Below are 13,482 nucleotides of genomic sequence, written 5' to 3' on the forward strand. Positions count from 1 at the left end.
TCAGCACCAGGCTCTGTTCTCATCCATGCCGACCGGCCAGTACGGCATACAGGCGATCAGCCGTACCAGCTCCTTCTTCTTGGCGTCGATCAGCCATTGCAGAAGCAGGGTTTCAGGGTAGACGATCTCTCCAGAACTCTTGTTGAGATCGCAGCAATCGAGCCAGTAGTTGCGTACAATCCAGACCACATTCCCATGCCCGGCTGCACCGGCTGCGCGCTTGTTGAACGCCTTGCGGATAGCCTCGTCGCGGCCCAACCCCTGCTGTTGTTGCGCCTTGACCGTGTCGGCCCACCAAGGCGCCGCCATCTCGTAGGCCATTTGGATATCGTCCAGGTAACCGTCGAAAAGATCCTGGTGCCGATCGGAACTTTGGGCGAGCTTACGCGCCGCGATTTTCGCATCCCGAGGCTCGACGTAGCCGGGCTGGCGTAGCAGGCGACGAATGCCGCGATCAGTTTCAAAGTAAGTGATCAGCGCCATCAGGTGATCTCTTCGTCCTGGTCGAGCCCTATCGGCACGAAAATGAAGCCGTTGACCACCTCGGTCAGATCAGGCGCTTTGCTGGGGATATCGTCGATTAGCAGGTCTATGTGGCCAACATAGCGCGGGCTGTCGCCAAGGTCGTCGACACCCCATTTCTCCTCAGGTGACTTCTCGGCCTCTTCCACGAACTCGTGCTCGTTCTTTCGGTTTAGGTTCTCCACCTCGAAATAGGACATTCTAAAGACATTGAGAAAGCGCGGGTGTCCGGAGATTCCAGTCGGCCAGATTAGGGAGATGGCATCAAAGGTTTCTGCCGCGACGATGCCGTTCCACCAGGCTTTGATCTCAGGGAGGAGCGCGCGCAGTTCCGCTATGTAGCGCTGCTGGATGTCGTCATAGCTCTTGGCAATCTCGATCATGGCTCATCTGTCTCACAGCTTGGCGGCATAAGCTTCAGCCTGACTTCCCTGACTGCGATAATGCGCTTCACAGTGAGGTTTCACCCGACTTGCCCGTTCGAAATACTTCTTGAAATCCGCAAGTTTCATATTGCATCCTCCAAGCGCCCAGGCCACGCACAGCGGTGGCTGGTGGTCGTGGGTCATATGACCTGGGCCGCGCGCCATATCCTTTCCATGGACAGGATCCTCGTATCGCGTAAGCGTTCCGCCGCTTGGCCTTACAGTGCGCCAGTGCGCACGCTTCACCCGTTTGTCGTCTCGCGCGCATTCCCAACATGGTTTATTGCGGACTGCCTTCTTCTGCTCTGGGGAAGGATCCTTGTCTGGCCGGTGGACCGTTGCATCGTAAGGCTTGCTGGGACAGGGGCCTGGCGGGATACCTTTGCGTCTCAACAACGCCTTGAAGGTATTGATCGCCGTCTGATCGATGCAGTTGGGCAGATCGCTGGCCGTGTTCTGCGCCATCATGTCGCCATGGCGGTCGACCCCCTTGCCTTCGGCCTTGACCGTAAACGACCACAGTTTGAAGACACCCTTGCCCTTGATCTTGTGGGTGATGACGCCTGCACCAAGACCTTGGGTTGCCGGCTCGTTGCCGGTGCTGGTCGATATCTCTGAAGAATTCTCGATCGCCGTGGGTTCGCCGTCGATCTTGACGCTTTTGGTGCCATTCGACAGGTCGGAGGAGGACAGCATATTGACATAGGGCACCGGCACCGGGCCTGCCGGCGGTGACGGCGGCGACAGACAGACATCGCCCGGCGCGATTCCCTTGCCATTGCTGCCCTTATGGAAGAAACCCATGTTCTCAGCAAAGACGGTAATGGCCATGTTCAGCTTTCCTCTGCCGGCAGAGGCGCCGTGCGCATGATAGGCAGGCCGTTGTCGGCCAGATCATGAATATCTTTGAAATGGCATTCGTGGACGCTCCAGCCGTCGCACCAGAAGACTATTCCGGGCTCCGTGCTGTTGGTTGGCGGCAACGGAACCGCGTGGAGACGCTCGGTGACCATGGCGCTCGTCCAGTAGTGCGACACCGCGTCGCCCGCGATCCCGGAAACCGCATCGAACCATCCGTCATCCATGCGGGGCGAGAGTCCGATGGCGACGACCACGAATGGATATCTCCGCCCGACACGATCCTCGCTCATCCGCCACGCGCCCGAGCAAGGCTGGTCGCAAAATATGCCAGCCGGCACCCTAAAGCGCCACACACGCGGGTCGAGTTCACCGCCGTCGGGCCTCTCACGCAACTCCATCGACATCCAGCGGTCCCAGCGGTCGATGAAGGTCCGCGGCAGGTTTGCGGCGACGAAATCTCCGGTCACCGGAATCTTGCCGAAGAAGCCGGTGTTCAGATCTGCGGCGGACATGAGAATTTCTTGAACATCTGGAGGTTGTAGGGATTTTCGACGCTCGCCGCCTTGAGCTTGAAATCGGCGTACATGCCTTTCGTGCCCAGCCGCAGGCTGTAGACGTCGGACAGCGACGTGCCGGTAAAGCGGCCGCCGCGCAGCATCCTCAGCCATGCCCAGCTGCCGGTCTCGTTGAGCATGATTTCGGGTGAGCCGTCGATCGGCTGGAAGGCGAGCGAGATGACGCCGGTGCCGTCCTTGCCGGGCCAGGTCATCGGTTGCGGTCGCGTCGCATTGTTGAAATAGACCAGGTTCTGGCCGTCGAGATTGAGCGTGACACGGGTGACGTTGGGCGACAGGTCTGTCGGCTCCAGCGTAAAGGCCATCACCGGGCCCTGGCCGCCAGGGAAGAGATCGTCGCGAATGCGCCGCGCCTGCTCGAAGGCGGCGAGCGCCGATGGGTCGAGGCCGAAATCGGCACGCCATTTCCAAGGCTGCGCCGAGGTGTCCACATAGCTGATCAGATGGTCGTTGATGAAGCCGTCGATCATCCCTGCCGGTCCGAACAGGCGGGCGAAGTCGCGCACATTGACGTCGACGGCGCTGTCTGGGCTGAACGGATAGCGGTCGTTGAGCGCGGCCTGGCAGAAGGGCAGGATATCGGCGCGCCAGATGGCGTTGAGCTCGGAGGCCACGGCCTTCTGCGTCAACCCGCTGGTGTCGCCGGCAATGCCGCTCAGCCAGGTGTTGACCGGGTCGGGCAGGATCTGTGCCTGGCGGGCGACGGCGCCGGTCAGTTCGGCCAGCCCGCCCTGTTTCTTGATCGCGTCCTGCGGGTCGGGATTGGCGGTCACCGTTTGCAGCACATTGGACAGCGCCGTCAGCGCAACGACCGCGGCATCGAGCGCCGGCGGCTGGCCGTCGACCTCGGCAATCGTGCTCTTGAGCGGCTTGAAGTGTTCGGCCACCAGCGTGCCGGTCAGGTCGACTTCGCTGGCCGATCCTGCGCGCGGCAGCAGCTTGGCGCCAGTCTTGACGATCTTGCCCAGTTTGCCGAGTTTGCCCAGCAGTTTCGAGCCGCCCTTCGCCGCCGCCTTGTCGTCGGTCGGCGCCTCGTCCGAGCGGGTGAGGTCGACCTCCTGGACCACCGCCGTCAGCAGCCGCTTCAGCGCGGAATCGGCGCTGGAAAGGTCTTTCAGATTCTCGCTGGCAATGTTGAGGTCGCTGAGCGGCGCCAGCCGCATGTCGCGCAAAAAACTGTCCCACTGCGCGATGTAATCGTCATAGTAGAGCTTCAGGATATCTTCCGACAGCGCCGACACCGAGGTCTCGGAATTTTCCGAGCAACCGCCGGCAAACACCGCGCGGTCGAGTGCCGCCTGGGCGGCCACATCCTCGACCCGGTCGAGGATCGCGTCGTGGAAGCCGTCATAGGTGAAGGCGCCTGATATGCCGACGCGCAGCGTCTTGTCGGAGCGTCGCGAAAACACCTTGGCGCCGTTCGGCCCGGCGAAATTGGCGGGGATCCATTCCTTCAATCCGGCCACCGCCGGATCGGCCAGCAATTGCTTGTAGGCCCGCGCCGGCAGCGAGATCGTGCAGACCGTTTTCAGCGCTTCGGCGACCAGCGCCTGGTCGGGCGCGATGTAGCTGTCGTCGACCGCCATGCGCCGGATCGCGGCCAACTGGTGTTCTTCCGCATCGGCAGTCGGGAAGGGCGCGGCCGGCGCGAATTCGGGCAGGTCGTTCACCCACCAATTCTCGACGAAGTCGGAGTCCATCTGAGACAGGCCGGTCATCATGCGGTAGGTCTTGAGTGCGCCCAGCATGAAGTCCGGATCGCGGATCTGCCGCCACATGGTCGCTTCCAGCAACGCCACCATGCGCGGCTCCAACACGTTGCGCAGAGCGTGGTCATAGGTGTCGGTCTGCGCCCGCATCATCTCGGCCGAAGCCGATGGCCCGAGCAGGTCCTGCGCCTTGTTCGGAGGCGCAGTCCTGGCATTGACGACTTCGTCCATGGCGGTCAGCGCAACGTCCATAGCCGGCTGCAGCACCGAGGCGGGCGTCGCGGCGGTCGACGTCAGCGGCGCCTGCAGTGCTTCGAACTGGCCGGCTTGCGCGGCGATGGCGTTGCGGTTGTCGTAGTAGGACCAGGTGAACAGGCCGCTGGCGAGTATGGCCGCAGCCGCGCAGGCAGCGGCGGCACCGCGCCAGATCCAGCTGCGGCGGCGCTGCGCCAGCGGATCGAAGGTGCCAAGCCCGGCCTCCTTGAAGATCACCTCGGTCAGAAGGTTCTTGAGGAAGAAGCTGCGCTTCTCGAAGCGCTGCGCCGGCATCGTGCGTCGTGCCGGCAGGCCGAAGGAGGAGGCCAGCGCCGCGGTCAGCCGGTCGATCGGCGCGCCTTCCTGGGTCGCCGAGGTCAGATAGAGGCCGCGCAGCCAGGCTGCCTCCTCGTAGCGGCTCTCGCCGAACATCGCTTCGACCAGCACCTGGATCGGCTCGGACAGGCTTTGCAGCTGTGCGGGAAAGCGGAAGATCTCGGCCCGTTCGGCCAGCTTGTCCTCATCCTCCAGCCGCGGCACCAGCCGCTTTTCCAGCTCCCTCGACAGCGTCGTGATTTCGCCCGCGATCGTCTTGGCGTCGACGCGTGCATCGAGCGGGAAGGTCGTCCCCCATACCTGTTCGCGCGCTGCCGTCGACAGGCCGCCGAAGAAAGCCTCGAAGCCTCTGATCAGATCGGCCTTGGTCAGCATGAGATAGACCGGCAGGCGGATCTCCAGCCGCTCCTCGAGCTCGGCTAGGCGCCTGCGGATCTTGCGGCCATGCGCCTTGACGGCTTCGTCGCCTTCCGAAAGCGCATCGATCCCAAGCGCGACGATGACGCCGTTCAGCGCCCGGCGGCCGCGGTGCTTCTTCAACAGATCGAGGAAGCCCAGCCATTCGGCCGCGTCGACATCGGGCTGGCTTTCCTGCTGGACATAGCGGCCGGCCGTGTCGATCATCACTGCGTTTTCGGAGAAGAACCAGTCGCAGTTACGCGTACCGCCGATGCCCTGCAGATCGTCGGTCAGGTCGATCGGAAAGTTGAGGCCGGACTGGCGCAAGGCCGTCGTCTTGCCGGTCGCGGGCGGGCCGACGATCACATACCACGGCATCTCGCGCAGGAACTTGCGGCCGCCGAGCTTGCGGCGCTTCAACTCGACCATGACGTCCTGGAACTTGGCGCCGACCGCGGCGACGTTTTCCTCGCCCGGGCTGAGCCGCTTTTCCTCGACTGGGGCGGAAATCTCGGCGACGAACATGCGGTTGGCGCGGATCGCGCGGCGCTGCGCGACGATCAGCCAGATCAGCCAGAAGATCACCAGAAGAGCGATGATGACGATGCGCACCGTCTCCGACGCCATCGGCACATAGTCGCCGACCCGTACGATCGGGCCGAATACCCAGATGATCAGCGACAGCAGCGCCAGGCCGATCAGCGTCCACAGGAAACGCGAAGTCAGGACCGCCCAGAGGAAGCGCAGGATGAACATGTCACAGCCTCTTTTCGACCAGCACTTCGACGCGGCGGTTCAAGGCCCGGCCTTCGCGTGTGCCGTCGTCGGCCACCGGATCGGTGGCGGCCCGGCCTTCGGAGCGCACGCGCTCCTTAGGCACGCCGTTCTGAACCAGGATATCGGCAATTTCCGCGGCGCGGGCTTCAGACAGCCGCTGGTTGGTGGACAGTGGGTTGGTCTTTTGCAAGGGAACGCCGTCGGTGTGGCCGACCACGGTGATATCGCCGATCAACTCCTGATTCTCGAGGATCACCTTGGCGACCGAGGCGATGAGCGGATCGAAGCCGTCTGTCAGCTGTGCTCGCGACGACTGGAAGAGTTCGGGATTGGAGGCCTGGATGACCAGCCGCGCCAGCGACACGCTCTCCGTGCCGCTCAGCGCTCTCTTGAGCTCATCCGGCGCCGCCGCCTGGAATTCCGGCAGCAGCGCGAAATCGACCGCCACCGGCGGCGGCGCGTCGACCTTCGGCGAAGCGCGGGTTACATCCATACGCGTCGGCGGCGGCAGTGCGCGCACCAGCGCCGAAAGCTCGACCGCCTGGCTGCTCAGGCTCATCGACAGGCCGATATGGATGGCTGTCGCGATCACCGCCGCTGCCGCAACCATCACCCAGATCGGCACGATGAAACGTTGTGGTTCATCGGACGCGATCACGCCTTTCCAGTTGGGCGACAGCGGTGCGCCTTCGCCGTCGCTGTCGCGCAGGAAACGCGCTGCAGCCACCCGCACCGCATTGAGCGAACGGTCGCCGGAGCGGCCAGGCACGCGATATTTGCCGCGGAAGCCGAGCGCCATGCAATGATACTGCAACTCCAGCATTTCGCGGTCGCGATTGGGATGGCGTTCAAGCTCTTCGAGCCGGGCGAAGAACTGCGCGCCGGCATCGACGTCGCCGCGCAGCATCACCACCAGCGGCTGGCGTGGCCACGCGCTGGCTCCGCCCCACGGCGTATTCAGCGCCAGATCATCGAGCAACGCAGCCACCAGCCACGCGGCCTGGTCGGCGCGCTCGAGCGAGGAGCCCTGCGCCATGGTGGTGTCGCGGCAGCGCACAAGTTCGTCGAGCAGCCTGGTGCGCAGGGCTTCCGGGTTCTCCGGCGGCTGCGCGTTTTCGAGTTCGGGTGCAAATTCCAGCAGCGGCGAGAACGCGTTGACGAGCACGTTCGGATGCGCGCGCGCGGAGCGTTTCGCGGTCACCCCTGACGCCGGCAGCGGCATGGCGCGCGGCGTTGGCGCTCCGCTCAGCCGAATGCGCGTCCGCTCCCGATCCTCGGACAGTCCGAATGGATCGTCCCTGCTCATCATCTCACCTGTTGACCGAGTAGCAGTCGACCTGCGGTTCGCTGGGCAGCACGCCCGAAACGCCGATCACGAAACCCGGCGCTTCGAGCAGCGAGGCCCAGTGCTCGCTTTTCTGGTCCAGTTCGAGACACAGCCGGTCGCCGTCATAGGGAATTTCGCGCGGCTGCGAATGAAGGGGCTTCAGCGGAATGCCGGGCAGGCGTGATTTCCACAGCCCTTCGAATTCGCTGGCCGAGCCGACCGTCGCCTGGTTGACGAAAATCTTGCGCAAGGCATCCTCCGACAGTTCGGAGCCGATCCGCACCACGATGCGGCTCGCCACCAGAAGTTTCGGGTTGTCGATGCGGATCTTCCACACATTGGTGGCATGGCGCATGACCGGCAGGGCGCGCGATTTCGGCTCGATGTAGCGCAGGCTGAGGATCAGCGAGCGCAGCGCATCGGCCAGCGCCGAATAGGCGGGTCCGGGCGCCATGTGGTCGTAGACAGGCAGTTCGCCGAGCCGCCTTGCGCTCGAACCGTAGGTCGCCATCGAGCCGGCAAGGCCGGCAAGTTCCATGTAGACCTCAGCCGGATGGAAGACATCCTGCGCCAGCATGTGCGCCAGCCGCGGCCGCGCGGCGTTGACCAAATTGAGGATCAGAAGATCCTCGACGCTGCGCCCGGGGCCGCCCAGCACCATCTTGCCATGCGCCTCGGCGATCTGGTCAAGGCCGGTGACCACTTCCTGCAGCAGGCGGCTGTACCAGGACGCCGCGCCGATGACCAAGGTCGGCGGCAGGAAGGTGTCGTCCAAGGCAACGCCGCCATCGGCGCGCACGCCCTTGAGTTCGGCCACCGGCAGCGCGGTGTAGCCGCCGACGGCCGTGCCCGGCGCCAGCAACAGCGCCTGCGGCCGTGCGATCTCGATTTCCTCAGGATCGGAGCCGCCATGCACGGCGTCGCGCACCGAGACGATCCGGCCGCGATAGCGTGCGCCTGACGGCTCGGCGTGAGCCGGGTCGAAGCCGACGCCGCCGGGCGGTTCGAGCGGCAGTGCGATCAGCACTGGCCCCGCGCCCATCTCCGGCGTCACCGCCAGCGGCCGCGGCGCATCCATCGTCTCAGGGATCGCGAACGGCGTCCCGTCGGGAAAGATGCCGCGCGCCGAAAGCACCGAGATCTGGCCGGCATCGAGCTGTGCCTGATCGAGCATCAGCGTTCGAAAGCCGAACGTATGCAGATGCCCGGCCTGCAAGGCGCCGCGCACCGTCGCTTCGAAGAAGCGGTCCTGTTGCTGGAAATGCTGGGTGCGGAGGAACAGTCCCTCCGACCACAGCACCCTGTTTGCATCGCTCATGCCGACACTCTCTGCTTCCTGCTCATCGCCTCGCGCGGCTTTGCGGATTTCGCCGCCCAATGCATGTCGCTCAAAAGTGGTCACGGTTTTGAGAGAACGACATGCATAAAAACAAAGACCTAAAGCGCGTCGCCTGGATCGCGTTCAAACGCGACGCGCTTTAGGCGGAAATGCCGCCGCTGCCGAGCTTCACATTGACGGTGAACTTTGATCCCGGCGAAACCGACTTGGTCGTACGCCAGTTGCGCCCGCCGGGTTCCCTGATCAGCGCGACGAAGCCGAGTGCTGCCACTTCCGGCTCGACCGTGATGGTCTTCGATGCGGTCTTGCCGGGTCCGACGGAAATCGTGTCGGAGCCGATGAGATCGCCGCCAAGTGCGGAGCCGGCACCGCCCTGCAGGGCGAAATAGTCGGCCGAATTGAAGGCGCCGGTGCTCTTCAGCCGTAAGACCATTACCGTTACCGGCCTGTCGCCGCCGCCCGGTCCCGGGTTCATGCCGGCCCCACCGGCCAAATTGACCGTTATGACGGAGGGTTTAGGCGGGCCGCTCTGGCAAGCCGTCAGCAGTCCCGTAGCCCCGATGGCCAGAATGAATTCGCGTCTGTCGATCATGTCTCAGTCCTCCTCATATGCGTCCCTAAAATCAGCGCCGATTTCGCCCAGAAAGCGCGTCTCGGCGCTGTGAGCGATTTCACGGTGGCGTTTCTGGTACAATTCCCAGAGCTTGGCGCCGCGCCCGCCGGTCAGCAGATTGCCGATCGCCGAACTCGACTTCAGTTCCTGCTCGATCGCCGCCGGATCGAAGCGGTCGATCATGCGCTTGAGCGCGCCTTGCACGCCGCGCCAGGCACGAACGTGGTGCTGCGCCAGATCGCGCACCGCGTCCTTGATCGCCGCTTCGGCGCCGAGGAAACCGGGGCTGCGCTCGGCCAGCATGGTCACCAGAGCATCGTCGACCGAAGGCAGGAATTTGAGCGGGTTGACCTCGGACGCGCCAACCACGGTCTGGGCGACGCGGGCGTTGCCCTTCTCTTCGGCGCGCTTGCGCAAAAGTTGCATCAACCCTTCCATCATCAGCCGGTATTCGCGGCCGAACTTCTCCATGTCGGCCACCGGATCGCTGCCGGGAAAATCGGACTCGCCCATGCCCATGCCGCGCAGGAAAGCGGCGCGCAATTCCGCGTCCGCCTGTCCGGTCGACGGCCGCGCAGCAGCTTGCCGGACAGGAGCACGTGGTGGCGGTGGAGGCGGGGTTGGCGGTGGCCGCTGTGGCGATGCCTCGGCCGCGCGGACCGGCAGATCCCAGGGCGCCGGGGCAGGCGAGGGCGCATCCACTGCGCCGCCATCCGTCGCGCCTGCGTCGAGACTGGTGGACTCGGCCGGGCCAAAACCAAACCCGTCATCGTAGGCCGGCGGCTGCTCGGAACTGGATCTGCTCGGCTCTCTCGACAGCGGTGCGGAATCGAGGCCGAAGGGATCGTCGAACAGCGGCTTGCCAACACCCTTGTCGGGGGCGGTCTCGGCCACCGGCGTTGCCACAGGGTCGAGGCTGAACGGATCGTCGAACGCCTGCGAGCTGCGTTCATCGGACCGCGCACGCGCGAATGCGCCGGGCACCGGCTTTTCGAATGGATCGGGCAGGTTGGCAGGGCGTGGCCGTCCCGGCTCTTCTTCCGTGGTGGACGAAAAGAAATCGTCGCCGCCGAGGCTGACCGGCGCCCGCGACGCCGCCGGCTTACTGGCAGGCGCTGAAGGCCTGGAGGCCGGCGCCTCGGTCTTCGCCGTCTGCAAATCGACCCACACCACATAGTCGCCCAGTCGCAGTCGCATGCCGCTTTGCAGGCGCGCGGTATTTCCCGCGCCGAGCGGGCTGGCGGCATCGTCGATGAACAACCCACTGCTGGAGGTATCGGTGACGAAATAGCCGCCCTGCTTGCTGGTGATCTTGCAGTGGGCGCGCGAGACGAACATGTCGGGATCGTTGATCTGCCAGTCGGCGTCGGCGCTGCGGCCGATTACCAGCTCGCCCTCGTCCAGCCGCGCCTGCCGCGTGACTTGCGCGCGTGGTCCCTGTTCGAGAGTCAGAAGCAGGCTCATGCCGCCACCTCTTCCCGCCAGCCGACGATGGTCCGCAACCGCATGTCGTCGGCGTCCCCCTTTTCGACCGGTCGCGCCAGCCAGGTGGTGCGGGCAAGCTGGACGGTGCCGAGCTTCGCCGGCGGCACTGCCTTTGCCGCAAGCACGATCCTGAGATCGACATCGATGGTCTCGCCGATCAGGTCGCGCACCGCCTGCTTCAACAGCTTCAGCCGCTCACCGCCCGGCAGGAAGGCCTTGTAATCGATATAGCTGAGCGCGCCGATGCGCAGCTCGATGCGGCTCTGCCGGCTGAAGCTGCGCGGGCCGATGGTGGCGCTGCGGCCGAGCGTGGCATAGCTGCCGGCAAGCCGCGTCTGCAGCGCCTTGGGGATGGTCATCCAGGCCGCGACGAACTCCTTCAGCACCACCGGCACTTTGAAGGCTTCGGCCAGGAACAGCGTCAGTCGCTCGGGGCCGTCGACTTGGGCAGCGAGCGAGGCGGCCTGGCGAAGTTTTACTGTATCGAGTTCGGCATCCTGCGTGCCCGGCAGCCCGATGCCGGCCATCGCTTCCAGCATGGAACGGACGCGGCCGCCGACACCGCGTTCGACCTGCACGGCCGGATGCGCATCCGCCCAGGCGCGATAATAAAGCGCGATCATCCGGTGCTGCAGGATGTTGACGAAATCGACGAAGGTCGTGTCGCTCGTCTGCCGCGCCTCGGCGCCCGCATACCAGCGCTGCGACAGCCGATCGAGCACCCAGCGCGTCATATGCAGCGGCATCGGCCCTTCAGGCCCGAGCAGGCCCAGATTGTTGACCGTCACCCGCGCCGGCGACTTGTCCGTCGGTTCGCGGAAATCCACCACGTCCTGCACTGCGAAGGACAGCCGCACATTCTGGCCGAGCCTTGCCGGCTCGCGGTCCGGCCGGCCGGAATGGCCGAACAGGCCGCCTTGCCGCTCGAGTCGGCGCAGCAGTTCGAAGAAGTCGAAACTCTCGGACAGGGTTGCGGCTCGCTCTAGATCAGGTAGCGATTGCCGGGCGTCATCGGCCATGGCACATCCTCCTGTTTCTGGAGCAACCGCGTGCGCGTGCGCACGAACCCGTTAATGCCGGCACGGCGGGCAAACAGCCGCGACAGCAGGCCCGACAGCAGCAGAGTGCTCTGTCCCGCCAGCACCGACTGGTCGACATGCAGCGTCACCTCCGTGCCGCGCCCAAAACACATTGGTCCTTCGATCGCCAGCCTTTCGATCACCGCGCGCGAATCGATGCGCACGATCGAGCGTACATTGCGGGCAAGCCCGGGATCGCCGCGTTCGGCATAGAGATCGAGCAGCGCATGCAGCGGATCGACGCCGCGGCCTTCCTTGGCCAGGCTGAGGAAGTTCAGCGCCAGCTGCGAGACCAGCCGCCAGGCCAGGTCGTCGGCGCGCGACTCGCTGTCGGCGCCGGTCGGCAGCGCTGCCGGGATGGCCGGCTGCGGCGAACGCAGCGCGCCGAGCAGCCTGACCGATTCCACCGGGTCGCCCGCTTCCAGCGTCAGCGTTGGCGTGTCGTCGAGGATGGCAAGATCGCGGTTTGTGCACAGTGCCACGACGTCGACGCGCTTGAGCGGCCGGTTGGCCTGACTGTTGACTGGGCGCGAAACCGCCAGGAAGACGTCGTCCCCGGCATAGGAGGTCCGCGTCACGCCCTGGCGCCGCTCGTCCTCGGTCGGCCGGCGCGGCCGCCGCTCCGTCGAATAGACCCAGCCGCTGCCGCGATTTTGCCCAAGGCTGAAGAGTTCCGGTATCTCCGCGTCGGGTCCCTCGGCATCGGCGTCTTCGACGCGGATGACGCGGTAGATTTCAAAGTCGCGCGCCCGCGTGCGGTCGGCATGCAGCACCTGGCGCGTCTTGCGCTGGTCGAGCTCGACGATGTTGCACTCGCGCTCGAAGAGATTGATGATCGGGGTGGCGAAGAGATCGAAATCCGCCGGCGTCAGATCGGCGAGTTCGGGCACCGGACGCCGGAACAGGAAGATGATTTCGAGCCCGGCCTGGCATTTGCGCACGACCGGCAGCAAGCCGGTGACGCGCCCATAATGGAAGCGCTCGGGCATCATGAAATATTCGCGCAGCAGGCGGTAGCCTTCGAAGGTCGGCCGCGTGCGCGGCATCAGCGCCTCGGCATCGGCAATGCCGACCATCTCCGGCGGCGGTAGCGGCGACAATGGATTGGTCTTGCCTTCCGGTCGAGCGCCGACACCAGAGCAGACTCCGAAGATGGCGTCGAAGATCAGCGGCGCCTTGGTGCGGTTGGCGAAATAGAAGTCGAGCCGGTCGAGCGCCAGTTCGTCGAGCTTGCCTTTGCCGGTCCGCGCCAGCGTGATGCGAAGTGCCGTTTCGCCGGCCTTGCCGGCGATCGGGCCGATGCCGGCGGCGGCAAGCGCGCTGCGGTCCTGGAAATAGCCGACCGAACTGATCGCGATCGGAAACAGCGTCATGTCCTGCGCGGTGGTGAAGGTGCAGCGTGTCGACAGGCCGGCCTGCAGGCTGGAGACCAGCCGCGTGCCGCGCTTGACGACGTGGCCGGCAAGCATTGTCTGCACCTGCTGGCCGGGCTTCAGCACCACCATGGCGGTTGCCGGCGCCGGCGTGACGAGATCGGGATAAAGCACGTCGAGGATGCTGCGCGAAAACCGCGAGCGCTCGGCATCCACCTTCAGGCGCGTGCGCGCGGCGAGGAAGGCGACGCCGTCGAGCAGCCGCTCCACATAGGGGTCGGGACACGGCACCGTATCCAGCGACAAATTGCGGGCAACCGCCGGATGCATGTCGGCGAACTCCGCCGCCAGCCCGCGTATGTGGGACAGTTCCTCCTCGTAATATTCTACGAAGACCCGGTCCATCT

11 protein-coding genes are annotated in these 13,482 nt (G+C 64.9%); all 11 read right to left on the reverse strand.

Features of this window, described 5'->3' with window-relative positions; all coding sequences use genetic code 11:
- The 11 genes from NKH22_RS13335 to tssF all read right to left on the reverse strand — a co-directional run bounded on the left by NKH22_RS13335 (window position 1) and on the right by tssF (window position 13,480).
- A complete protein-coding gene (locus tag NKH22_RS13335; protein ID WP_023687023.1) occupies window positions 1–483 on the reverse strand; it encodes a hypothetical protein in 483 nt (160 codons plus the stop codon).
- On the reverse strand, window positions 483–905 hold the full coding sequence (locus NKH22_RS13340; protein ID WP_023687024.1) for a hypothetical protein: 423 nt from the start codon (window positions 903–905) through the stop codon (window positions 483–485). Before NKH22_RS13340 ends, NKH22_RS13335 begins: the two co-directional genes overlap by 1 nt.
- A 12-nt stretch (window positions 906–917) precedes the next feature.
- Window positions 918–1,778, reverse strand: coding sequence for a DUF4150 domain-containing protein (locus tag NKH22_RS13345; protein WP_023687025.1), 861 nt, complete (start codon window positions 1,776–1,778; stop codon window positions 918–920).
- 2 nt (window positions 1,779–1,780) lie between these two features.
- Entirely contained in the window at window positions 1,781–2,320 is a 540-nt protein-coding gene (tagF, locus tag NKH22_RS13350; protein WP_352909763.1) for a type VI secretion system-associated protein TagF, read from the reverse strand.
- Window positions 2,302–5,838: a type VI secretion system membrane subunit TssM gene (tssM, locus tag NKH22_RS13355; RefSeq protein WP_352909765.1), complete on the reverse strand. Its 3,537-nt coding sequence runs from the start codon at window positions 5,836–5,838 to the stop codon at window positions 2,302–2,304. Before tssM ends, tagF begins: the two co-directional genes overlap by 19 nt.
- Before the next feature lies 1 nt (window position 5,839).
- Window positions 5,840–7,165, reverse strand: a complete 1,326-nt coding sequence (gene icmH, locus NKH22_RS13360; RefSeq protein ID WP_023729247.1) for a type IVB secretion system protein IcmH/DotU — start codon at window positions 7,163–7,165, stop codon at window positions 5,840–5,842.
- 4 nt (window positions 7,166–7,169) lie between these two features.
- Window positions 7,170–8,504, reverse strand: a complete 1,335-nt coding sequence (gene tssK / locus NKH22_RS13365; protein ID WP_023825972.1) for a type VI secretion system baseplate subunit TssK — start codon at window positions 8,502–8,504, stop codon at window positions 7,170–7,172.
- A 160-nt stretch (window positions 8,505–8,664) separates the two neighbouring features.
- Entirely contained in the window at window positions 8,665–9,117 is a 453-nt protein-coding gene (tssJ, locus tag NKH22_RS13370; protein ID WP_023687030.1) for a type VI secretion system lipoprotein TssJ, read from the reverse strand.
- Between the two features lie 3 nt (window positions 9,118–9,120).
- Complete coding sequence (gene tagH, locus NKH22_RS13375; protein WP_023729248.1) at window positions 9,121–10,602, reverse strand: type VI secretion system-associated FHA domain protein TagH; 1,482 nt, start codon at window positions 10,600–10,602, stop codon at window positions 9,121–9,123.
- The gene (gene tssG / locus NKH22_RS13380; RefSeq protein WP_023820963.1) at window positions 10,599–11,642 is read right to left on the reverse strand and encodes a type VI secretion system baseplate subunit TssG; all 1,044 of its coding nucleotides are present in this window, start codon (window positions 11,640–11,642) and stop codon (window positions 10,599–10,601) included. The genes tagH and tssG overlap by 4 nt, the downstream gene beginning before the upstream one ends.
- Window positions 11,606–13,480, reverse strand: a complete 1,875-nt coding sequence (gene tssF / locus NKH22_RS13385) for a type VI secretion system baseplate subunit TssF (RefSeq protein ID WP_352909770.1) — start codon at window positions 13,478–13,480, stop codon at window positions 11,606–11,608. Before tssF ends, tssG begins: the two co-directional genes overlap by 37 nt.
- Between the last annotated feature and the right edge of the window lie 2 nt (window positions 13,481–13,482).

Source organism: Mesorhizobium sp. M1252 (assembly GCF_040318265.1).
In the GTDB taxonomy this organism is placed as follows: domain Bacteria; phylum Pseudomonadota; class Alphaproteobacteria; order Rhizobiales; family Rhizobiaceae; genus Mesorhizobium.